This is a genomic window from Pseudomonas sp. NPDC012596 (genome assembly GCF_042902325.1).
GTDB lineage: Bacteria > Pseudomonadota > Gammaproteobacteria > Pseudomonadales > Pseudomonadaceae > Aquipseudomonas.
Genome location: NZ_JBIBEB010000001.1, coordinates 185,344 through 209,201 on the forward strand (window position 1 = coordinate 185,344; position 23,858 = coordinate 209,201).

The 23,858-nt window shown below is 62.8% G+C and carries 16 protein-coding genes; 8 read left to right on the forward strand and 8 right to left on the reverse strand.

All coding sequences use genetic code 11. From position 1 onward, the window contains the following. Positions 1-18: 18 nt before the first annotated feature. The gene (gene putP / locus ACFY68_RS00845; RefSeq protein WP_387522586.1) at positions 19-1,497 is read right to left on the reverse strand and encodes a sodium/proline symporter PutP; all 1,479 of its coding nucleotides are present in this window, start codon (positions 1,495-1,497) and stop codon (positions 19-21) included. 356 nt (positions 1,498-1,853) lie between these two features. On the opposite strand from putP, the gene putA reads away from it, so the two are divergent. Then, a complete protein-coding gene (putA, locus tag ACFY68_RS00850; protein WP_387522588.1) occupies positions 1,854-5,807 on the forward strand; it encodes a trifunctional transcriptional regulator/proline dehydrogenase/L-glutamate gamma-semialdehyde dehydrogenase in 3,954 nt (1,317 codons plus the stop codon). A 341-nt stretch (positions 5,808-6,148) separates the two neighbouring features. On the opposite strand, the gene ACFY68_RS00855 is transcribed toward putA, so the two are convergent. Next, positions 6,149-6,568: a hypothetical protein gene (locus ACFY68_RS00855; RefSeq protein ID WP_387522590.1), complete on the reverse strand. Its 420-nt coding sequence runs from the start codon at positions 6,566-6,568 to the stop codon at positions 6,149-6,151. Between the two features lie 8 nt (positions 6,569-6,576). Next, positions 6,577-6,897: a hypothetical protein gene (locus ACFY68_RS00860; protein WP_387522592.1), complete on the reverse strand. Its 321-nt coding sequence runs from the start codon at positions 6,895-6,897 to the stop codon at positions 6,577-6,579. A 602-nt stretch (positions 6,898-7,499) separates the two neighbouring features. On the opposite strand from ACFY68_RS00860, the gene ACFY68_RS00865 reads away from it, so the two are divergent. From ACFY68_RS00865 to yccS, 7 genes are all read left to right on the forward strand, one after another. Next, positions 7,500-9,302, forward strand: coding sequence for an acyl-CoA dehydrogenase (locus tag ACFY68_RS00865; RefSeq protein ID WP_387522594.1), 1,803 nt, complete (start codon positions 7,500-7,502; stop codon positions 9,300-9,302). Positions 9,303-9,333: 31 nt separating this feature from the next. Beyond that, on the forward strand, positions 9,334-10,776 hold the full coding sequence (locus tag ACFY68_RS00870) for a TldD/PmbA family protein (RefSeq protein WP_387522596.1): 1,443 nt from the start codon (positions 9,334-9,336) through the stop codon (positions 10,774-10,776). Next, on the forward strand, positions 10,776-12,107 hold the full coding sequence (locus tag ACFY68_RS00875; protein WP_387522598.1) for a TldD/PmbA family protein: 1,332 nt from the start codon (positions 10,776-10,778) through the stop codon (positions 12,105-12,107). The genes ACFY68_RS00870 and ACFY68_RS00875 overlap by 1 nt, the downstream gene beginning before the upstream one ends. Positions 12,108-12,201: 94 nt before the next feature. Next, entirely contained in the window at positions 12,202-13,629 is a 1,428-nt protein-coding gene (gene mdtD / locus ACFY68_RS00880) for a multidrug transporter subunit MdtD (RefSeq protein ID WP_387522600.1), read from the forward strand. 112 nt (positions 13,630-13,741) lie between these two features. Then, positions 13,742-15,079, forward strand: coding sequence for an ATP-dependent RNA helicase DbpA (gene dbpA / locus ACFY68_RS00885; protein ID WP_346615422.1), 1,338 nt, complete (start codon positions 13,742-13,744; stop codon positions 15,077-15,079). Between the two features lie 146 nt (positions 15,080-15,225). After that, positions 15,226-16,407 (forward strand): NAD(P)/FAD-dependent oxidoreductase, encoded by a 1,182-nt coding sequence (locus tag ACFY68_RS00890; RefSeq protein WP_387522602.1) that lies wholly within the window; start codon positions 15,226-15,228, stop codon positions 16,405-16,407. Between the two features lie 83 nt (positions 16,408-16,490). Next, positions 16,491-18,674 (forward strand): YccS family putative transporter, encoded by a 2,184-nt coding sequence (yccS, locus tag ACFY68_RS00895; RefSeq protein ID WP_387522604.1) that lies wholly within the window; start codon positions 16,491-16,493, stop codon positions 18,672-18,674. 46 nt (positions 18,675-18,720) lie between these two features. On the opposite strand, the gene ACFY68_RS00900 is transcribed toward yccS, so the two are convergent. The 5 genes from ACFY68_RS00900 to fba all read right to left on the reverse strand — a co-directional run bounded on the left by ACFY68_RS00900 (position 18,721) and on the right by fba (position 23,818). Continuing rightward, positions 18,721-19,458 carry a substrate-binding periplasmic protein gene (locus tag ACFY68_RS00900; RefSeq protein ID WP_387522606.1) on the reverse strand — a complete coding sequence of 246 codons (738 nt, stop codon included), beginning with the start codon at positions 19,456-19,458 and terminating at the stop codon, positions 18,721-18,723. A gap of 129 nt (positions 19,459-19,587) precedes the next feature. Next, positions 19,588-19,884: a helix-turn-helix domain-containing protein gene (locus ACFY68_RS00905; protein ID WP_012312450.1), complete on the reverse strand. Its 297-nt coding sequence runs from the start codon at positions 19,882-19,884 to the stop codon at positions 19,588-19,590. Between the two features lie 12 nt (positions 19,885-19,896). Continuing rightward, on the reverse strand, positions 19,897-20,397 hold the full coding sequence (locus ACFY68_RS00910) for a M48 family metallopeptidase (RefSeq protein WP_387522608.1): 501 nt from the start codon (positions 20,395-20,397) through the stop codon (positions 19,897-19,899). 39 nt (positions 20,398-20,436) lie between these two features. Beyond that, positions 20,437-22,557, reverse strand: a complete 2,121-nt coding sequence (locus ACFY68_RS00915; RefSeq protein ID WP_387522610.1) for a putative bifunctional diguanylate cyclase/phosphodiesterase — start codon at positions 22,555-22,557, stop codon at positions 20,437-20,439. 196 nt (positions 22,558-22,753) lie between these two features. After that, positions 22,754-23,818, reverse strand: coding sequence for a class II fructose-bisphosphate aldolase (gene fba, locus ACFY68_RS00920; RefSeq protein ID WP_264311299.1), 1,065 nt, complete (start codon positions 23,816-23,818; stop codon positions 22,754-22,756). Positions 23,819-23,858: the final 40 nt, after the last annotated feature.

Here is a 23,858-nt window from a genome sequence, read left to right on the forward strand (position 1 = left end):
TGACTGTTGGCACAAAGGTTACTTGTCAGCGTGATACGCCGCATCAGCAGTCTCGAAGCGCTGCACCATCGTCTGCGACGGGCTGCCCAGCTTGCTGACCACGATGATGGCGATGCTGGCAAGCAGGAAGCCCGGGATGATTTCGTATAGGCCCCAGGTGTCGATCTGCTTCCACAGGATCACGGTCAGGGCGCCAACCACGATACCCGCCAGCGCGCCGTTACGGGTCATGCCCTTCCACAGCACCGAAATCAACACCACCGGGCCAAAGGCAGCACCGAACCCAGCCCAGGCGTAGGCCACCAGGCCCAGCACGCGGTTTTCCGGGTTGGCAGCCATGGCGATGGCGATCAGTGCCACGACCAATACCATCAGACGGCCGACCCATACCAGCTCGCCCTGCGAAGCATTCTTGCGCAGGAAAGCCTTGTAGAAGTCTTCGGTCAGCGCACTGGAGCAGACCAGCAGCTGGCAGCTCAGCGTACTCATCACCGCCGCCAGAATGGCCGACAGCAGCACACCGGCAATCCACGGGTTGAACAGGATTTTCGCCAGTTCGATGAACACACGCTCATGGTTTTCGGTAACAGGGCCCGCCAGGTCAGGGTGCGCGGAGAAGTAGGCGATGCCGAAGAAGCCCACGGCGCAGGTACCGGCCAGGCACAGGATCATCCAGGTCATGGAGATGCGGCGAGCTTTGGCGATCGACTTGACCGAATCGGCGGCCATGAAGCGCGCCAGGATGTGCGGCTGGCCGAAGTAGCCCAGGCCCCAGCCCATCAGCGAGATGATGCCAATGAAAGTTGCACCCATGAGCATGTCGAAGTTGGCAGGGTTCTGCGCCTCGATGGCCAGGAAGGTCGTGTCGAAGCCACCCGTGGAGATCAGCACGATGATCGGCGTCAGGATCAGCGCGAAGATCATCAGCGAAGCCTGCACGGTGTCCGTCCAGCTCACGGCCAGGAAGCCACCCACGAAGGTGTAGGCGATGGTCGCGGCGGCACCGGCCCACAGTGCGGTTTCATACGGCATGTCGAAGGTGCTTTCGAACAGGCGCGCACCAGCAACGATGCCCGAAGCACAGTAGATGGTGAAGAACACCAGGATGACGACGGCCGAGATGATCCGTAGCAGGCCGGACTTGTCCTCAAAACGGCTGGCAAAGTAGTCCGGCAGGGTCAGCGCATCGCCGTTGTGTTCGGTCTGCACGCGCAGCCGGCCAGCGACGAACAGCCAGTTCAGGTAAGCGCCGACGGTGAGGCCGATGGCGATCCAGGCTTCGGAAAGGCCGGAGAAGTAGATGGCGCCCGGCAGGCCCATCAGCAGCCAACCGCTCATGTCGGAAGCACCGGCAGAAAGCGCGGTAACCACGCTGCCCAGGCTGCGCCCGCCGAGGATATAGTCAGAAAGGTTTTTGGTGGAGCGATAGGCAGCGAAGCCGATCAGCACCATTGCCGCGATGTAGATCACGAAAGTGATCGTTAGTGGATTGCCCATGCGTGTGCCCTGGCGTTTGTTTTTATCTCATGCACAACCGCTTTGAGGCGGTTGCACCCAGGCGGCGAATCCTATGCAACAACGCAAACTGGGTGCAACCATTTTTCATTTGCAAGTTGCACCCGCTCGTGCAATTTCAGTAAACACCTTGTTCTTGCTCCTTTTTGGAGCAAAAAACGTTTTTTTCAGACGAAAACGCACCGTAAACAATCCTTTATTAGATGTAGGAATTTTCGCCAGACGAGTTGCACCTTTTCGACGAAAAAAACGGGTTGCACCTGGTTGCACCTGAATTGCCCTACAGCTACTCTTGGCGCCAGCTAAGGCCACAGCCGTGGCAATAAAGAGGATAAGAAATGGCGACGACCACCCTTGGGGTCAAACTCGATGACCCAACCCGTGAGCGACTCAAAGCAGCTGCGCAGTCCATTGACCGCACACCTCACTGGTTGATCAAGCAAGCGATCTTCAATTACCTGGAGAAGCTCGAGGGTGGTGCTACCCTGACCGAACTCAACGGTCATGCCAGCAGCCTGGGCGACGATGCGGGTGAAGTAACGCCCGACCACGCTCACCAGTGCTTCCTGGAGTTCGCCGAGAGCATCCTGCCGCAGTCCGTCCTGCGCTCGGCCATCACTGCCGCCTATCGCCGCCCCGAGCAGGAAGTGGTTCCGATGCTGCTGGAGCAGGCGCGCCTGAGCGCACCGCTGGCCGAGGCGACCAACAAGATGGCCGCCAGCATCGCCGAAAAGCTGCGCAACCAGAAGAGCGCTGGCGGCCGTGCTGGCATCGTTCAGGGCCTGCTGCAGGAGTTCTCGCTGTCGTCCCAGGAAGGCGTGGCGCTGATGTGCCTGGCCGAAGCCCTGCTGCGCATCCCCGACAAAGGCACCCGCGACGCGCTGATCCGCGACAAGATCAGCACCGGCAACTGGCAGCCGCACCTGGGCAACAGCCCGTCGCTGTTCGTCAACGCCGCCACTTGGGGCCTGCTGCTGACCGGCAAGCTGGTCTCTACCCATAACGAATCTGGCCTTACCTCTTCGCTTACCCGCATCATCGGCAAGAGCGGCGAGCCGATGATCCGTAAGGGCGTCGACATGGCCATGCGCCTGATGGGCGAGCAGTTCGTTACCGGTGAAACGATTGCCGAAGCACTGGCCAATGCCAGCCGTTTCGAATCCAAGGGCTTCCGCTATTCCTACGACATGCTCGGCGAAGCCGCACTGACCGAGCACGACGCACAGAAGTACCTGGCCTCCTACGAGCAGGCGATTCACTCGATCGGCAAAGCGTCGCATGGCCGCGGCATCTATGAAGGCCCGGGTATCTCGATCAAGCTTTCTGCGCTGCACCCGCGCTATAGCCGCGCGCAGTACGAGCGCGTCATGGAAGAACTGTACCCGCGCCTGCTGTCGCTGACCCTGCTGGCCAAGCAATACGACATCGGCCTGAACATCGACGCTGAAGAAGCTGACCGCCTGGAGCTTTCGCTCGACCTGCTCGAGCGCCTGTGCTTCGAGCCTTCGCTGGCAGGCTGGAACGGCATCGGTTTCGTGATCCAGGCCTACCAGAAGCGCTGCCCGTACGTGATCGACTACGTCATCGACCTGGCCAAGCGCAGCCGCCACCGCCTGATGATCCGCCTGGTGAAAGGCGCCTACTGGGACAGCGAGATCAAGCGCGCCCAGGTCGAAGGCCTGGAAGGCTACCCGGTCTATACCCGCAAGGTGTACACCGACGTTTCCTACGTTGCCTGTGCACGCAAGCTGCTGGCCGTACCCGAAGCCATCTACCCGCAGTTCGCCACGCACAACGCCCACACCCTGTCGGCCATCTACCACATCGCGGGTCAGAACTATTACCCAGGGCAGTACGAGTTCCAGTGCCTGCACGGCATGGGCGAGCCGCTGTACGAACAGGTGGTCGGCAAGATCTCCGAGGGCAAGCTGAACCGCCCGTGCCGCGTGTATGCGCCGGTCGGCACCCACGAAACCCTGCTGGCCTACCTGGTCCGCCGCCTGCTGGAGAACGGCGCCAACACCTCGTTCGTCAACCGCATTGCCGACCACTCCATTTCCATCCAGGAACTGGTCGCCGACCCGGTAGCAAGCATCGAGCGCATGGGCACCCAGGAAGGCAACCTCGGCCTGCCACACCCACGCATCCCGTTGCCGCGCGAGCTGTATGGCAGCGAGAGGGCCAACTCGGCCGGCATCGACATGGCCAACGAACACCGCCTGGCCTCGCTGTCCTGCGCCATGCTGGCCACCGCGCACAACGACTGGAAGGCCACCCCGCTGCTGGCCTGCACCGCCAGCGAAGCCGCAGCCGCCCCTGTACTGAACCCATCAGACCACCGCGATGTGGTCGGCCATGTCCAGGAAGCCACCGTTGCCGACGTCGACAACGCCATCCAGTGCGCGCTCAACGCCGCACCGATCTGGCAGGCAACCCCGCCAGCCGAGCGTGCCGCGATTCTCGAGCGTACCGCCGACCTGATGGAGGCCGAGATCCAACCGCTGATGGGCCTGCTGATCCGCGAAGCGGGCAAGACGTTCGCCAACGCCATCGCCGAAGTGCGCGAGGCCGTGGACTTCCTGCGCTACTACGCGGTGCAGGCACGCAACGACTTCAGCAACGACGCCCACCGCCCATTGGGCCCGGTAGTGTGCATCAGCCCGTGGAACTTCCCGCTGGCAATCTTCACCGGCCAAGTGGCCGCAGCCTTGGCTGCCGGCAACCCGGTGCTGGCCAAACCTGCTGAACAGACCCCGCTGATCGCTGCCCAGGCCGTGCGCCTGCTGCTCGAAGCCGGCATCCCAGAAGGTGTGCTGCAACTGCTGCCAGGCCGCGGCGAAACCGTCGGCGCCGGCCTTGTCGGTGACGAGCGGGTCAAGGGCGTGATGTTCACGGGTTCCACCGAAGTCGCCCGCCTGCTGCAACGCAACGTCGCCGGCCGCCTGGACAACCAGGGCCGCCCAATCCCGCTGATCGCCGAAACCGGCGGCCAGAACGCGATGATCGTCGACTCATCGGCACTGACCGAGCAGGTGGTGATCGATGTGGTGTCTTCGGCCTTCGACAGCGCTGGCCAACGCTGCTCGGCCCTGCGTGTGCTGTGCCTGCAGGAAGATTCCGCCGACCGCGTGATCGAGATGCTCAAAGGTGCCATGGCCGAAAGCCGCCTGGGCAACCCGGACCGCCTGGCCGTGGATATCGGCCCGGTGATCGATGCCGAAGCCAAGGCGGGCATCGACAAGCACATTCAGGCCATGCGCGAGAAAGGCCGCGCGGTCTATCAGGTGGCCATCGCCGATACGGCCGAGGTCAAGCGCGGCACCTTCGTCATGCCGACCCTGATCGAGCTGGACAGCTTCGACGAGCTCAAGCGCGAGATCTTCGGCCCGGTGCTGCACGTGGTGCGCTACAACCGCCGCAACCTCGACCAACTGATCGAGCAGATCAACAACTCCGGCTACGGTCTGACCCTCGGCGTGCACACCCGCATCGACGAGACCATCGCCAAAGTGGTGGAAAATGCCAACGCCGGCAATATGTACGTCAACCGCAACATCGTTGGCGCTGTGGTGGGCGTGCAACCGTTCGGCGGTGAAGGCCTGTCTGGCACTGGCCCGAAAGCGGGCGGCCCGCTCTACCTGTACCGCCTGCTGTCGACCCGCCCGGCCGACGCCATTGGCCGTCACTTCCAGCAGCAGGATGGTGACGGCAAGCCGGACCGCACCCTGCACGAACAGCTGATCAAGCCGCTGCACAGCCTCAAGGCCTGGGCCGAGAGCAATCAACAGGCCGACCTGGCCGCACTGTGCACCCAGTTCGCCAGCCAGTCGCAAAGCGGCATCGCGCGGCTGCTGCCAGGCCCGACCGGCGAGCGCAACAGCTACACCATCCTGCCGCGCGAGCACGTGCTGTGCCTGGCGGACAATGAGGCTGACCTGCTGGCACAGTTTGCCGCTGTAGTGGCGGTCGGTAGCTCGGCAGTGTGGGTGGATGGCGAGCCAGGCAAGTCGCTGCGCGGCCGCCTGCCGAAGGAGCTGCAGGCCAAGGTCAAGCTGGTGGCTGACTGGAACAAGGATGACGTGGCATTCGATGCCGTGATCCACCATGGTGATTCGGACCAGCTGCGCGGCGTTTGCCAGCAAGTGGCCAAGCGGGCCGGTGCGATCGTTGGCGTTCACGGGCTGTCCAGCGGCGACCATCAGATTGCCCTGGAGCGACTGGTGATCGAGCGGGCGGTGAGTGTCAATACCGCTGCGGCTGGGGGTAATGCCAGCTTGATGACCATTGGCTGATGGCTGAGGGTTGTTGAAGAAGAAGGAGAGCTTAGGCTCTCCTTTTTTTGTGCCTGTCTCGAAATTGAGTCTGGGTGGCCAGGTGCCTGTCCTGATTGGTTCAGCGCGGCGGAAATCGAGCGCCCGCGCGGCGGATCGCGAGCTGCGCTCGCTCCTAGATTTGTTTCGGGTTACTCCAGAGGGTTTTGCGCGCGAACGCCTTGGCGCATGAGTCAATATCGCGTCGTACAAACAAGGCGGCCGCGCGCAGTTGCAAAGGGGTTACTCGCCCGAAACAAACGTAGGAACAAGCGCTACTAGCGATCCGCCACGACAAGCAATGCCGAAACGCCGCAATGCCATCATTCGCGCCTTCGCCAGAGCCACCAAAGACTCCACACTTTAGCCCCTTCAGACGCACAGAGAAGGCTCAACCAAATCCATGCGCGAGTGTCAGGCAATACTAAAATCACGGAAAGCGATGGAATTACAAATACAAATCGAAAAGGAGTTTGAACGCCAGCCAGATAGACCCCTGACAATTTCCCCAGACAAAGCAAAGTGCCACTAACCACAAGGGATGCCTGGGCGATCAGTCCCATCCACACCATGAGCTCAAGCCCTCCTCCCCACCGCTCCATGTTCGCAAGTGCGGCGTTCAAATCACTTAAAAATGGTGTCACGCCTCTACGCAGGCTGCTGAACACTACAAAACAAATGTAAAAAGCATCCATCGCTCCCCAAAACCAACCAACCGAACGTTTTGACTTGATCAGATTCATGATAAGCATCATTCGTCTTTGAACTCATACTCATCATTTGCCACGACGGGTCGCCAGTGCCATGAAGACCCCGACACATCCCAAGCGTCGTCAGCTTCCACGTAAATCTGAGTAACTTCACGCTCTAGCCCATATCGATGAATGACAGAGGCTTTGGCAAAACCTCGGTCTTCGGTATCAAGGGGCACCCATTTCTGGCTTACCGTTCTTGTGGTGTTAGCAAAATCTTTCCCAGACGATAAAAACACCCGCCCTTCATCCCCTCTCGAAGTCAGGAAGTTCGCAAAAAAAGCAGCACCCGAGGAAAACTTGTTAATCTGAACCGCCACTGTCCTCCACTTACCAGGCCCACTTATCGTAGAGGCTGTGTTCAACAAGTACGTGTCGTCTACACACTGGCTACGCACTCTCGCACACCAACACTTTTCGATATCTATGGGCTTGAATGGCTCATTTTTAATCAACATCCACTCGCCTGACGCTACAGGCCTGAGGACCCTGTCAATAGCATTGCTCGTCAAACGGACCGAGCCGTAGACGCCGCACGCCCGCAGAAGATCGTCAATACCTTTTATCTCTGAAACGTAGCCCCGACTCATCAAGATAGATCGCACTATTGAGACCGAAAAGAAAGGATCTTCTACCTTACATAACTCGTCCTTCGTGACATTTGTCCAGCGAGTTAACTTGTCCATTATCAGCTTCTCCGTTCAAAGGCTGACATTTAGATCATCTCGCTCAAAAAAGCTGTAATTCTACGTCTGAAAATGTTGTGGGAAATTTCTCTCGACGTAGGGAGTTGAAAGTCCACACGCACTCCAGACACTAGTCCCATTCCTCGTTTTGAACCCTTATCACCCAAACCTATTAATCTCCCCCCTAACCAGCCGATCCCCTAGACTCGCCCCAAGCCCGTTCAAGGACCACCGCCATGCCCGAGACCCTGCTCAGCCCCCGCAACCTCGCCTTCGAACTCTATGAGGTGCTCGACGCCGAGGCCCTGACCCAGCGCCCGCGCTTCGCCGAGCACAGCCGCGAAACGTTCGATGCCGCGCTGACCACCGCCCGCACCATCGCCGAAAAGTACTTCGCCCCGCACAACCGCAAGGCCGACGAAAACGAGCCGCGCTATGTGGACGGCCGCGCCGAGCTGATCCCCGAGGTGAAACCTGCGGTCGATGCCTTCCTCGAGGCGGGCTTCCTCAACGCCAACCGCGATTTCGAGGTCGGCGGCATGCAGTTGCCCAGCCTGGTCTCGCAAGCCTGCTTTGCCCACTTTCAGGCCGCCAACGCCGGCACTACGGCCTACCCGTTCCTGACCATGGGCGCGGCCAACCTGATCGAAAGTTTCGGCAGCGACGAACAGAAGCGTTTGTTCCTGCAACCGATGATCGACGGCCGCTATTTCGGCACCATGGCGCTGACCGAACCCCATGCCGGCTCTTCGCTGGCCGATATCCGCACCCGTGCCGAGCCTGCGGCGGATGGCAGCTACCGGATCAAGGGCAACAAGATTTTCATCTCCGGCGGCGACCACGAGCTGTCGGAAAACATCGTGCACATGGTCCTGGCCAAGCTGCCGGATGCACCACCTGGGGTGAAGGGTATTTCGCTGTTCATCGTGCCCAAGTACCTGGTCAACCCGGACGGCAGCCGCGGCGATCGCAACGACGTGCTGTTGGCCGGGCTGTTCCACAAGATGGGCTGGCGCGGCACCACCTCCACGGCACTGAACTTCGGCGACAACGGCCAGTGCGTCGGCTACCTGGTCGGCCAGCCGCACCAAGGCCTGGCCTGCATGTTCCAGATGATGAACGAGGCACGCATCGGCGTCGGCATGGGCGCGGTGATGCTCGGTTACGCCGGGTACCTGTATTCGCTGGAATATGCGCGCCAGCGGCCGCAGGGCAGGCTGCCGGACAACAAGGACCCGCACAGCCCTGCGGTGCCGATCATCAGCCACACCGACGTCCGGCGCATGCTGCTCGCCCAGAAGGCCTATGTAGAAGGCGCTTTCGACCTGGGCTTGTACGCCGCACGGCTATTCGACGACACCCACACGGCAGCCAGCGAATCCGCCCGCCAGCAGGCACAGGAACTGCTCGACCTGCTGACGCCCATCGTCAAATCCTGGCCATCCACCTTCTGCCTCAAGGCCAACGAACTGGCGATCCAGATCCTCGGTGGCCACGGCTACACGCGGGAATACCCGGTGGAGCAGTACTACCGCGACAACCGCCTGAACCCGATCCACGAAGGCACAGAGGGCATCCAGTCACTCGACCTGCTGGGCCGCAAACTGGCGCAGAACAACGGCGCAGGCCTCAAGCAACTGACCCGCCTGATCGCCGATACCGCTGAACGCGCCAGCCATCACCCGGGCCTGGATGCCATGCGCCACCCGCTGGAGCATTTGGTAAACCGCCTGCAGGGCGTGACCCTGGCCCTGCTCGGCGACCTGGCAGAAGGCAAAGTCGCGGGCGCCCTTGCCAATTCAGCCCTGTACCTCAAGGCCTTCGGCCACTGCGTGATCGGCTGGCGCTGGCTGGAACAAGCGATACACGCCGAACTCGGCCTGCTCAAGGGCAATGCCGCAGATCGCGACTTCTACCGGGGCAAGTTGCAGGCCGCACGTTATTTCCTGACCTGGGAAGTACCGGGCTGCCATAATGACCTGGCATTGCTCGAGGCACGCGACGATACCTGCCTGGCCATGCAAGACGGGTGGTTCTAGGGGGAGCCACCGTGCACGCGGAGGTTTTCCCATGTTCGATTCCAGCGCCCTGCTGCGCCAGCGCTTTGCCGCGCTGCGCAGCACGGCCGAGTTGTTTTCCCTGCGCCATGTCAAACAATCGCACCAAGCGCTTTCGGTAAGGCGCAATGTGGCCGAGCCGCCCTTCTTCAGCCAGGACGAAGGCGCCATGCTCACGGTGCGGGTGCAGGGCGTGGAGGCTTACGCCGCCACGGCCGACCTGTCTCAGCAAGGCCTGCAACGTGCGCTGGAACACGCCGAGGCACTGGCCCGGCAGATTGCCAGGCACAGCTTGCTCGACCTGCGCGACCAACCCGTAACCAACGCCCGTCACGACCATGTCTCGCCGAACTTCGACCGCCCGTTACCCACCCTCGCCGACTGCCTCGGCCTGCTCGCTGCCGAGTCGGCCAGCGTGCCCAAGGACAGCCGCCTGGTGGACTGGCAGGCCAGCCTGAGCCAGAGCCTGGTCGAACAGACCTACATGAACTCCGCCGGCGCCGAACTGCGCCACGCGCAGCGCTTCCTGTTCCCAGGCCTGGGCGTAACCGCCAGCGACGGCCAGGACAGCCAGAGCCGCAGCCTGGGCCGTGACAACTTCGGCCAGCAGGGTGGCTTCGAGATCATCGAACGCTGCGGCCTGGTCGGTGCCGCCCACCGGGTCGCCGACGAAGCGCTGCAACTGCTGCTAGCACCCAATACACCCAGTGGCGAGCGCGACCTGCTGCTGATGCCCGACCAGATGATGCTGCAGATCCACGAATCCATCGGCCACCCGCTGGAGATGGACCGCATCCTCGGCGACGAGCGCAACTACGCCGGCACCAGCTTCGTCAAAGCCAGCGACTTCGGCCATTTGCAGTACGGCTCGCCACTGCTCAACGTCACCTTCGACCCGACCATCGCCGAAGAGCTTGCCAGCTACAGCTACGACGATGACGGCAGCCAGGCCAGCAAGCAGTTCCTGATCCGTGAGGGCCTGCTGCTGCGGCCGCTGGGCGGCGCGTTGTCGCAATACCGTTCGGGCCTCGACGGTGTGGCCAACAGCCGGGCCTGTGGCTGGAACCGCGCCCCGATCGACCGCATGGCCAACCTCAACATCGAGCCGGGCGAGCAAACCCTTGAGCAACTGATCGAGGGCATCGAGCACGGCATCCTGATGCGCACCAACCGTTCGTGGTCCATCGACGATGCGCGCAACAAGTTCCAGTTCGGCTGCGAGTGGGGCCAACTGATCGAGGACGGCCAGCTCAAGGGCATCGTCAAGAACCCCAACTACCGCGGCATCTCCGCGCAGTTCTGGCGCGACCTTGCGGCGGTCGGCGACCGCAGCACCTTCCAGGTACTGGGCACCCCCAACTGCGGCAAGGGCGAACCCAACCAGGTGGTACGGGTCGGCCACGCCGCACCGGCCTGCGTGTTCCGCCAGATCGACGTATTCGGAGGGGACGCCTGATGAGCGCCACAGCACAGCAGCTTTTCGAACAATTGGTCAGCGCCCTGCACGATGCACGGCAAGCCGAAGAGCAATTCACCCTCGGCTACAGCGCCGAACAGTCGCAGTTCGTGCGTTTCAACCACGCCAAGGTGCGCCAGGCCGGCGAGGTCAGCCAGGCCAGCGCGCAACTGCGGCTGATCCGCGATGGGCGCCAGGCAGAACAGCAGGTCACGTTGAGCGGCGATGCCGAACTGGACCATCAGCGCCTGCGCGAGGCGCTGGAACAGTTGCGTCAAACCCTGCCGCTATTGGCCGTTGACCCTTACCTGCGCCTGGACGAAAACCCATGGCACAGCTACAGCCTGCAGGAACAGGCGCTGCCAGAGCTAAGCGAAGTACTGGAACTACTCGACCGCGAAGCCGGCGACCTGGACCTGGTCGGTATCTATGCCGCAGGCCCGGTCTGCCGGGGCTTCGCCAGTTCGTATGGCGCCTTCGGCTGGCACCAGGCCAACAGTTTCAACTTCGACTGGAGCCTGTTCCACAGCAATGGCCAGGCCGTGAAGGCTAACTATGCCGGCCAACTGTGGAGTGCCAAGGACTTCACCGCACGGCTGCGCCAGGCCCGTGAGCAACTGGGCTTCCTCGGCCGCCCGGCCGTTACGCTCAAGCCCGGCAGCTACCGCGCCTACCTGGCGCCTGCCGCCATGGACGAAATCGCCGGCATGCTGTGTTGGGGCGGCTTCTCGGCACAGGCGCTGGCCACCGGCAACAGCGCACTGCAGCGGCTGTACAGCAGCGATGCACGGCTGAGCCCGTTGGTCAGCTTCAATGAGCACGTCAGCGGCTCGCTGAGCCCGGCATTTTCCGATGAAGGTTCGCCACGCCTGGACGTACAGCTGATCCAGCACGGGCAGGCTGTGGACAGGCTGGCCAGCGCGCGCAGCGCCGTCGAATTCGAGTTGCTTGCCAATGGCGCAGACAGCCATGAATCGCCCTGTGCATTGAGCCTTGCACCGGGCACCCTGGCGCCTGAAGACATCCTGCAACGGCTGGGCACAGGCCTGTACATCAGCAACCTGTGGTACCTGAACTACTCCGACCTGCCGGCCGCACGGATGACCGGGCTGACACGCTTTGCCACCTTCTGGGTAGAGGACGGTGAAATCAAGGGGCCGGTGAGCACCATGCGCTTCGATGACAGCCTGTACAGCTTGCTGGGCAGCCAACTCGAAGACCTGACCCGCGAACGCGAGATGATCCTTTCAACCAATACCTATGGCCAGCGCAGTACCGGGTCGAGTCATTTGCCGGGAGCTTTGGTCAAAGGGCTTACCCTGACATTGTGATTGGAATTGCAGGCATCTTCGCGGGCTAGTTCGGATTCGCGCATAGCTGCGAGCTTGCCCCGCGAAGAGGCCGGTACTGACAAACGAGGACGTCATGCCCGAACGCACCCCGCTCGACCCCGTCACCGCCCGCTGGATCCCGTGGGTGGTGGCCATTGCTTTTTTCATGCAGTCCCTGGACGGCACCATCCTCAACACTGCCCTGCCGGCCATGGCCCGCTCGCTGGAAGAAGACCCGCTGCGCATGCAGGGCGTGATCATCGCCTACATGCTCACCGTGGCCTTGCTGATCCCTGCCTCTGGGTGGATCGCCGACCGCTTTGGCACCAAGCGCATCTTCTTCAGTGCCATCCTGCTGTTCAGCTTCGGCTCCTTGCTGTGTGCCATGGCCAACAGCCTGGGCTTTCTGATACTCGCCCGCATCGTGCAGGGGCTGGGCGGTGCGCTGATGCTGCCGGTCGGGCGGCTGGTGGTGTTGCGCGCCTATCCGCGGACCGAGCTGGTGCGGATCATGAGCTTCATCACCATCCCCGGCCTGCTGGGCCCACTGCTTGGCCCGACCTTGGGCGGCTGGCTGGTCGAAATCCTGACCTGGCACTGGATCTTCCTGCTCAACCTGCCGGTCGGTGCCATTGGCTGTTACGCGGTGTGGAAGTTCATCCCCGACCTGCGCGGAGCCGAACGCACCACCTTCGATGGCCCGGGTTTCCTGCTGTTTGGCGCAGCGATGGTGCTGATTACCATCGCCATGGAGGGCCTGGGCGAATTGCACCTGCCGCACCTGCGGGTGATGCTGCTGCTGTTCGCCGGCATGGCCTGCCTGGCCGCCTACTGGCTGCGTGCCGGGCGTGACCCGGAACCGCTGTTCTCGCCCAGCCTGTTCCGCGTGCGCACCTTTGCCATCGGTATCCTCGGCAACCTGTTCGCGCGCCTGGGCAGTGGCGCCCTGCCGTTCCTGGTGCCGTTGCTGCTGCAGGTCGCCTTGGGCTATTCGCCGGCACAGGCTGGCATGAGCATGATCCCGCTGGCGGCGGCGGCGATGGTGGCAAAATCCATTGCCCGGCCACTGATCGAGCGGCTCGGTTACCGCATCGTGCTGACCGGCAACACCTTGCTGCTGGGCCTGCTGCTGGCCAGTCTCGGCCTGGTCGATGAGCAGACGCCGTACGCCGTGCTGCTGGTGCAACTGGCCCTGTTGGGCGCAGTGAACTCCATGCAGTTCACCGCGATGAACACGGTGACCCTGATCGACCTTGACGACGCCAGCGCCAGCAGCGGCAACAGCCTGCTGTCGGTGGTCGCGCAACTGTCCCTGAGCCTGGGCGTGGCCTGCGCCGGCGCACTGCTCGGCGGCTTTACCGCAGCCGGCAGCGCCGACGGTGTGGAAACCACTCTGGGGGCCTTCCAGCTGACCTTTGTGACCATCGGCGTCATGGCAATGCTGGCGGCAGCGATCTTCCTGCAGCTGGCGCCGACGGACGGAAGGCGTGCCCGTCGTCCGGAACCGCACATGGAGTCGTAGGGCGAATGGCCATGAGGCTGGTAGACTGTGCGGCATTTTTCGCTTCGCAACGCAGGCCCGCCTCGTGACCACCGAAACCACCGCTTTTGCCACCTTGCCGCTGTCCGCCGCCATGCTGGCCAACCTGGACGCCCTCGGCTATGCCGCGATGACGCCGATCCAGGCCCAGAGCCTGCCCGTCATCCTCAGGGGCCAGGACCTGATTGCCCAGGCCAAGACCGGCAGCGGCAAGACCGCCGCTTTCGGCATTGGCCTGCTCAACCCGATCAACCCGCGCTACTTCGGCTGCCAGGCACTGGTGCTGTGCCCTACCCGCGAGCTCGCCGACCAGGTCGCCAAAGAGTTGCGCCGCCTGGCACGTGCCGAGGACAACATCAAGATCCTGACCCTGTGCGGCGGCGTCTCGCTCGGCCCGCAGATCGCCTCGCTGGAGCACGGCGCGCACATCATCGTCGGCACCCCGGGGCGCATCCAGCAGCACCTGGACAAAGGCACCCTGGTACTCGACGGGCTCAACACCCTGGTGCTGGACGAAGCCGACCGCATGCTCGATATGGGCTTCTTCGATGCCATTGCCAGCATCATCGGCAAGACCCCGTCGCGCCGCCAGACCCTGCTGTTCTCGGCCACCTATCCATCCGGTATCGAGCAACTGGCCGCCGACTTCATGCGCAAGCCGCAGCAGGTCAAGGTCGAGAGCCTGCACACCGACAACCAGATCGAACAACGCTTCATCGAGATCGACCCGCAAAACCGGCTGGAGGCCGTCACCCGCGTGCTTGGCCACTACCGCCCGCAGTCGTGCGTGGCGTTCTGCTTCACCAAGCAGCAGTGCGAAGACGTGGTCGCTCACCTGACCGCCAAGGGCATCGTTGCCCAGGCCCTGCATGGCGACCTGGAGCAGCGTGACCGCGACCAGGTACTGACCATGTTCGCCAACCGCAGCAGCTCGGTGCTGGTGGCCACCGACGTGGCCGCCCGTGGCCTGGACATCGATGGCCTGGACATGGTCATCAACGTCGAGCTGGCCCGTGATGCCGAAATCCATGTGCACCGTGTTGGCCGTACCGGCCGCGCCGGCGAAAAGGGTATCGCCGTCAGCCTGGTGGCCCCGGCCGAAGGCCACCGCGCCCAGGCCATCGAAGCACTGCAGAAGAGCCCGCTGCGCTGGGACCAGCTGGACAGCCTGAAGAACAAAGGCGGCGAGCCCCTGCTGCCGGTCATGACTACTCTGTGCATTGCCGCTGGCCGCAAGGACAAGCTGCGCCCTGGCGACATTCTTGGCGCGCTGACCGGTGATGCCGGCATCCCGGGCAAGCAGGTGGGCAAGATCGCGATCTTCGACTTCCAGGCGTTCGTTGCCGTGGAGCGCGCACTGGCCAAGCAGGCCATGCAGCGGCTGAACAGCGGCAAGATCAAGGGCCGCGCCCTGAAAGTCCGTATTCTTTGACATTTTTTGGGGCTGCTGTGCAGCCCATCGCCGGCAAGCCAGCTCCCACAGGATCACCCCAGGCCTCAGGCTTGCGCAGTGCCCGTGGAAGCTGGCTTGCCAGCGATGGCCGCACAGCGGCCCCAAACTCGCAATGAGGTAACACCGTGCACTCCACCGACGTGATCATCCTCGGCGCCGGCGCCGCCGGCCTGATGTGCGCCCAGCTCAGCGCCCGCCGTGGCCGCCGGGTGCTGCTGCTCGACCACGCCAACAAGCCAGGCAAGAAGATCCTCATGTCCGGCGGCGGGCGCTGCAACTTCACCAACATGTACACCGAGCCGGCCAACTTCCTCTCGCACAACGCCCACTTCTGCAAATCGGCCCTGGCCCGCTACACCCAGTGGGACTTCATCGAACTGGTGGCCAAGCATGGCGTGCCGTATCACGAGAAGAAGCTCGGCCAGCTGTTCTGCGACAACAAGGCCAGCGACATCCTCGACATGCTGCTGGCCGAGTGCGACGACGCGGGCGCCGAACTGCGCATGCAGACCAGCATCGAACACATCGAGAAGACTGAAACCGGTTACCTGCTGCAAACCAGCGCCGGCCAGTTCGCCTGCCAGTCACTGGTGATCGCCACCGGTGGCCTGTCGATCCCGACCCTGGGCGCGACCGGTTTCGGCTACCAGGTGGCGCGCCAGTTCGGCCACACCCTGCTGCCGACCCGCGCCGGCCTGGTGCCGTTCACCATCACCGAGCCCCAACTCAAGGCACTGTGCACCGAACTGTCGGGCACCTCGCTGGACTGCACTGCCAGCTGCAACGGCACCAGCTTCCGCGAAAACCTGCTGTTCACCCACCGCGGCCTGAGCGGCCCGGCGATCCTGCAAATCTCATCGTTCTGGGAGGCAGGCGACACCGTCGAGATCAACCTGCTGCCCGACCGCGATGCGCTGACCTGGCTGCAACAGCAACAGCTCGAACGCGCCAACGCGGAGTTGAAGACCGTGCTGGGCGAGGTGTTCACCCGCAAGCTGGCCACCCTGCTGGCCGAGCAGTGGTTCGAGTCCAAACCCATGAAGCAGTACACGCCGGCGGAACTGGCACAGATCGCCGACAGGCTGTCGGCCTGGCAATTGGTACCGGCCGGTACCGAGGGCTATCGCACCGCCGAGGTCACCCTGGGTGGCGTGGATACCCGCGAGGTGTCATCCAAGACCATGGAATCGCTGAAGAGCCCCGGGCTGTATTTCATCGGCGAAGTACTGGACGTGACCGGCCACCTGGGCGGTTTCAACTTCCAGTGGGCCTGGGCATCGGCCAACGCTGCAGCGCAGTTCGTGTAGAGTAGAATCCATTCAGCAGCACGGAACGCTTCTTGCTGGTCCGTGCCGCAATGCATTCATTCGATCACTGCCAGCAGGCCATCATGTCATCGAGTTCGTTCCGTCAGTCACTGCGTCGCCTGTGGGGCCAAGACAAGTTCAGCTACAGCATCCGGGTGACCATCGCCCTCACCGGCAGCCTGGCCCTGTGCTGGTACCAGAACGAGATGGCCCTGCTGATTCCGCTGTTCCTGGGCATCATCGCCAGCGCATTGGCCGAGACCGACGACAGCTGGCAAGGGCGCCTCAGTGCCCTGGCCGTGACGCTGGTCTGCTTCGCCATTGCCGCGCTAGCCGTCGAGCTGCTGTTCCCCTACCCGTGGGTTTTCGCCATCGCACTGGCGTTGGCGGCGTTTGGCCTGACCATGCTGGGTGCGCTGGGCGAACGCTATGGCGCCATCGCCTCGGCCACGCTGATCACCGCGGTATACACCATGATCGGCGTGGACCAACGCGGCGGCCAGGTCACCGACTTCTGGCACGAACCGCTGCTTCTGGTGGCGGGTGCAGCCTGGTATGGCTTGCTCTCGGTGCTGTGGCAGGCGCTGTTTTCCAACCAGCCGGTGCAGCAGAGCCTGGCCAAGCTGTTCTTCGAACTGGGACGCTACCTCAAGCTCAAAGCCAACCTGTTCGAGCCGATTCGCCACCATGATCTGGAGGCCCGGCGCCTGGAGCTGGCCCAGCAGAACGGCAAGGTGGTCGCAGCGCTCAATGCGGCCAAGGAAATCATCTTGCACCGGGTCGGGAACAGCCAGCCCAACTCCAAGGTCAGCCGCTACCTCAAGCTGTACTTCCTGGCCCAGGATATCCACGAGCGCGTCAGTGCCTCGCACTACCCCTACAATGCCTTGGCCGATGCGTTCTTCCACAGCGATGTGATGTTCCGCTGCCAGCGCCTGCTGCGCCATCAAGGCTCGGCGTGCCAGGACCTGGCCCGCTCGATCCGCCTGCGTCAGCCGTTTGTTCTCGACAGCCGGTTTGCCGACACCCTCGAAGACCTCAACGCCTCGCTGGAGCACCTGCGCACCCAGAACAACCCGGCGTGGCGTGGGCTGCTGCGCTCACTGCGCGCACTGGCGGCCAACCTGGCCACGCTCGACCGCCTGCTGGGCGCCGCCAGCAACCCGGACAGCCTGGCCGATGCCAGCGACAGCAGCCTGCTCGACCGCTCACCGCGAAACTTCAAGGACGTCTGGACCCGCCTGCGCACCCAGCTGACGCCCACTTCGCTGCTGTTCCGCCACGCCCTGCGGCTGCCATTGGCGCTGTCGATCGGCTACGGCATGGTGCACCTGATCCACCCGACACAAGGCTACTGGATCATCCTCACTACGCTGTTCGTGTGTCAGCCGAACTATGGCGCCACCCGGCGCAAGCTGGTGCAGCGCGTGTTCGGCACGGCGATCGGCCTGACGGTGGGCTGGGCGCTGTTCGACCTGTTCCCCAACCCGATCATCCAGTCGCTGTTCGCCGTGGTAGCCGGGGTGGTGTTCTTCGTCAACCGTACCACCCGCTATACCCTGGCCACGGCGGCGATCACGCTGATGGTGCTGTTCTGCTTCAACCAGATCGGCGATGGCTATGGCCTGTTCCTGCCGAGGCTGTTCGATACCCTCGTGGGCAGCCTGATCGCCATCCTCGCGGTGTTCCTGTTCCTCCCCGACTGGCAGGGCCGGCGCCTGAACAAGGCATTGGCCAATACCCTGGCCTGCGCCAGCGTGTACCTACGCCAGATCATGCAGCAGTACGCCCACGGCAAGCGCGACGACCTCGCCTACCGCCTGGCCCGGCGCAACGCCCACAACGCCGACGCCGCGCTGTCTACCACATTGGCCAACATGCTCATGGAGCCTGGGCATTTCCGTAAGGAGGCGGATGTAGGCTTCCGCTTCCTGGTGCTGTCACACACCTTGCTCAGCTACCTCTCGGGGCTTGGCGCGCACCGTGATACCGCGCTGCCGGCCGAAGTTCAGGAGCAATTGATCGATGGCGCAGGGCAGAGCCTGGCCAACAGCCTGGACGAAATCGCCAATGGCCTGGCGGCGCGCTTGCCGGTGGCGATTCACAGTGACGCCGAAGAGACCCTGGCCAATGCGCTGGAACAAATGCCAGAGGAGCTGGATGAACATCAGCGCCTGGTGCAGACCCAGCTGGCTTTGATCTGCCGGCAGTTGGGCCCGTTGCGGACATTGGCGGCGCATTTGATCAAGGAAGGTGCACCGGCCTGAGGTTTTTTCGCCTGTGCCGGCCCTTTCGCGGGGCAAGCAACAGAGATCAAAAGCCATGCTGTCGCAGCAGCCGTGCATAGCTGCCATCGGCCTTCATGGCCGCAATGGCCCGCTCGAAGCGCTCGACGATCTGCTGATGCTCAGGGTGTTTGAGGCTCACCAGAATATGCAGGGTATTTTCGCTTAAGGGCGGCTCGACCATCGTCACCGCCTCCCGCACCTGCTCTGGCTCACGCTGCAGGTTGTAGCGCGCCACGAACTCATCTTCCACCGCCAGGTTCACGCGCCCTGCCGCAACCATGCGCACGGCGGAGGAAAAGTTGCGCACCGGCACCTTGAGCAAGCGGGTATCGCCATCGAACTCAGGCGAATACGCATAATCACGCACCACGGCGATGCTGTAAGGGTACAGGTCAGCCTGGCGCTGATAACGGAAGCTGTCCCCCTTGCGCTTGAGCAGGCGAATGCGATTGGTCAGGTAGGCGCTGGAGAAGTGGCCGATGCGGGCGCGCGAATCGTTGTACCAGGCATTGATCAGCACATCGTAACGGCCCTCACCAACGCCGACCAACGCCCGCGCCCATGGCGCTTCTTCGTAAACGCTGGCGTAACCGGCGCGGGCCAGCGCCGTGGTGACGATGCTGGTGGCCAAGCCACCACCCGGCATGCCAGTGTCGGTAAACGGCGGCCAAGTGTCGGCCACCAACCGTAGCTTGCCCTGGCCCAGGACGGGCGCTGCAAGCATCAGGCCCAGCAGGCCCAGAGCGCAAAGCAGTGGCCGCATGCTCAAGTCCTATTGCAGTGGGATGGCGGTATACGTTGACGCTGGCAGTGAGGTTACACAAACCCGCTGCACACAGGGCAGCGGCCAATAGTGTCATTTAGCCTCTATTTTGGCCGCACTGATCAACGCTCACGGGTAACCGAGCACTTCCCTGATCTGCCGCAGATGCCGGATGATCCACTGCTTGTCGATCGCCCCCCAGTCATGAATGCGGTAATGCCCGGCATGGTTGCGCGCACCCTCCTGCTGCTCGAACTCGCAGACGATGTCCAGGTCGGCCAATGCTGCAATGGTGTCCTGGGCAGTGCGGCGTGGCATGCCGGTGGCTTCCATCAGCGCCGGCACGCTGGTGGCGGTCTGGCTGTCGATCAACCAGGCCACATACAAGCGGCGATAGAAACTGCTCTTGGTCTTGCTCACATCCATGCTGCGTGATCCTTACAGGTTACCCGGCAGCTCCCGATAGGTCAGGTAGACGCGCAGGTCGAATTCCAGTTGGTGGTAATCCGGCTCCATGTGCTGACAGAGCTGGTAGAACGCTTTGCTGTGATCGCGCTCGCGCAGGTGCGCCAGTTCGTGCACCACGATCATGCGCAAAAACTGCGGTGCCGCTTCCTTGAACAGCGAGGCGATACGGATTTCCTTCTTCGCCTTGAGCTTGCCGCCCTGCACCCGCGACACCGCAGTGTTGAGGCCAAGGGCACGGTGGGTCAGGTCCAGGCGGTTGTCGAACAGCACCTTGTCCAGGCTCGGCGCACTGCGCAGGTATTGCTGGCGCAGCTCCTGGGCATAGCCGTACAGCGCCTTGTCGCTCTGCACGTCATGGCGGCCAGGGTAGCGGCGCTGCAGGTAGTCACCCAGGCGGTCGCTGTCGATCATCTGCTGCACCTGCTCCTGCAGGTGCGGCGGGTAGGCATGCAAATAGCGTAATACGGTCATGGCACTGCATTCGGCGTGACGAACGGCGATTCTAGCCAATCAAGGCCGCGGCCAGGGAAAAATCGCCGGGAAGCCGCTGGCATCCGCAGCGGTCATTGGGTGGGCGACCAAAAAACCCTGCACGTAGGCGCAACCGTTTGCCTTCAGCCACGCAGCCTGGGACGCCGTTTCAACGCCCTCGGCGATGACCGTAACGTTGTAGTCGGCGCACAGGCCGATGACCGAGCGCACCAACGCAGCGTCTGCCGCCGAATCGGGCAGGCGCGCTACCAGATGCCGGTCGATTTTCAAGGTGTCGATCGGCAGGTCCCGCAGCATGCGCAACGAGCAGTCACCCGCACCAAAATCATCCAGCGCCACGCGCACGCCCAATTCGCGCAGGCGGTGGATCTGCTTGATCGCTGTGTCGATGTTGTACATCAACGACGTTTCGGCAACTTCGACTTCCAATTGCGCGGGGTTGAGCTGGTACTCCTGGATCACCCGCTGCAACTCATCGACCAGGCCGGGCATGGTGAACTGCGCGCGGCTCAGGCTGATCCCCAACACCAGGTCCGGGGCGAACCGCTCGCACCAGGCCTGGCGCTGCGCCGCGCCCTGACGGTAGATCCAGCCGGCCAGGCGGTTGATCAGCCGGGCCTCTTCCAGCAGCGGGATGAACAGCCCCGGCGGCACATCGCCGACGCTGGGGTGCTGCCAGCGCAGCAAGGCCTCGAAGCCACGCAGACGGCCGTCGGCAAAAGCGACCTGAGGTTGGTACACCATGCTGAAGTCACGGGCCTCGACGGCGTTGCGCACGCTGTCTTCAAGCATCAGCCGCGAGCGTGCCCGGCCATTGAGCTCCTGGTCGTAAAAGCGGTACTGGTGGCGCCCGGCCTGTTTGGCCGCATACATTGCCGCATCGGCAGCACGCAGCAAGCCTTCGACATTGGCGCCGCAGTCCGGGTAGGTGGCGATGCCGATGCTGACGCCCAAGCAGACGTCCATGCCATCTACCTGCTGCTGCACCGACACGCGTTCGAGCAACTGCTCGGCATGGCGCCCGGCTTGTTCCGGATACGGCAGGTTATCGAACAACGCCGTGAATTCGTCCCCACCCATGCGCGCCAGCAGGGCCTCACTGCCCAGGCAATCCTTGAGCTGCTCGGCCACCCAGCGCAATACTCGGTCCCCCGCTTCGTGGCCGAGGGTGTCATTGATCCGCTTGAAACCATCAAGGTCCATGTACATCAGCGCCTGGGTCTTGTCCGAGCGCTCGTTGCGCAGCAGTACGCCTTCCGCGGCCTGATAGAAGCCTCGCCGGTTGAACAGCCCAGTGAGCGGGTCGGTCACTGCCTGGTACTCGAGTTGCTGGTGCAGGTTGCGCTCCACCGACATGTCCAGCACCGTCACCACCATCGCCTGCTGATCGGCAGGCAGCGGGGCGCACGAGAGCGCTACTGGCACCAGATGGCCGGCTACCGTGCGTAAATGGGCCTCATGCACGCGGGATATTCGCCGTGCCTGGTAGGCCTGGTGAAAGTCGGATTCGCTCCACAGGGTGGCATTGGGCAACTGCACCAGGTCGAGCAGATGAGCACCCTGCAATTGCTCGACCGGTGCTTCGAGCAGCCGCGAAATAGCCGGGTTGGCGAAGCTGATGGTGCCGAAGGCATCGACTACCAGAATGCCCTCAGCGGCGTTTTCCAGGATCGAAGCATTGAACGCCCTGGCAGCCTCCAGCTCGCGCGTCAGCTGCTGCAGCATGCGCCGGTTGCGTTGCTGGTCCAGTTGCGCCTGCACCTTGGGCTTGAGGATTTGCGGGTCGAACGGCTTGAACAGGTAATCCACCGCGCCGCTGGCGTAGCCCTTGAGCACGGCGGCATCGGACTGTTCGTTGGCGGTGAGGAAAATGATCGGGGTCAGCCGGGTACGCTGGCTGCCACGCATGAGCCGGGCGACCTCGAAGCCGTCCATTTCCGGCATCTGCACGTCAAGCAGCACCAGGTCGACATCGTGCTCCAGCAAGGCACTCAAGGCTTCCGTACCTGAGCTTGCGGTCAACACCTGCCAATCCCTGCGGGCCAGCAGGGCTCGCATGCTTATGAGGTTCTCAGGGTAATCGTCTACCACCAGGAGAACTGACTTGCCGTCCAACGGTTCAGGGTAAGCGCCATCCATGCTGCTTTCTCTTGTATGACCGACTTCAACTTGCTATTGGATCCGATTACCACTCTAGCCATGAGGGGGCAACACGCAATGCAATCAGAACGCTATCAATGATTAAAGTGAAGGGTAGCCGACTAATGGTCGTTTGCCGGAACGGCATGCATAAAAAAACCCGCATTTCTGCGGGTTTTTTGTAGTCGCCTGACGATCAGTTGACCTTGGCGGCCAACTCACCCTTCAGGTAACGCTGGTACATGCCTTCCAGGGAGATCGGCTTGATCTTGGAGGCATTGCCGGCGGTGCCGAAGGCTTCGTAACGGGCGATGCACACGTCACGCATGGCTTTGACGGTTTCACCGAAGAACTTGCGCGGGTCGAACTCGCTCGGGTTCTGCGCCATCAGGCGACGCATGGCACCGGTGGAGGCCAGGCGCAGGTCGGTATCGATGTTCACCTTGCGCACGCCGTGCTTGATGCCTTCAACGATTTCTTCAACCGGTACGCCGTAGGTCTCTTTGATGTCGCCGCCGTACTGGTTGATGATCGCCAGCCACTCTTGCGGTACCGAAGAGGAACCGTGCATCACCAGGTGGGTGTTGGGGATGCGCTTGTGGATTTCCTTGATACGGTCGATCGCCAGCACGTCACCGGTAGGCGGCTTGGTGAACTTGTAGGCACCGTGGCTGGTACCGATGGCGATTGCCAGGGCATCGACCTGGGTCTTCTTGACGAAGTCGGCAGCTTCTTCAGGGTCGGTCAGCATCTGGCTGTGGTCCAGCACGCCTTCGGCGCCGATGCCGTCTTCTTCACCGGCCATGCCGGTTTCCAGCGAACCCAGGCAGCCCAGCTCGCCTTCCACCGAAACGCCGCAGGCGTGCGCCATGGCAACGGTCTGCTGGGTAACACGGACGTTGTAGTCGTAGTCGGTCGGGGTCTTGCCGTCTTCACCCAGCGAGCCGTCCATCATCACCGAGCTGAAGCCCAGCTGGATGGAGCGTTGGCAGACGTCTGGGCTGGTGCCGTGGTCCTGGTGCATGCACACCGGGATGTGCGGGAATTCTTCGATGGCGGCCAGGATCAGGTGGCGCAGGAACGGCGCGCCAGCGTACTTGCGGGCACCGGCCGAGGCCTGGACGATCACTGGGGAGTCGGTCTTGTCAGCCGCTTCCATGATGGCGCGCATCTGCTCGAGGTTGTTGACGTTGAAAGCCGGAACGCCGTAACCGAACTCGGCGGCGTGGTCCAGCATCTGGCGCATGCTAATGAGTGCCATTGTGTATCTCTCTCCCGACAAGCGTCGTTTTGTTTCGTGC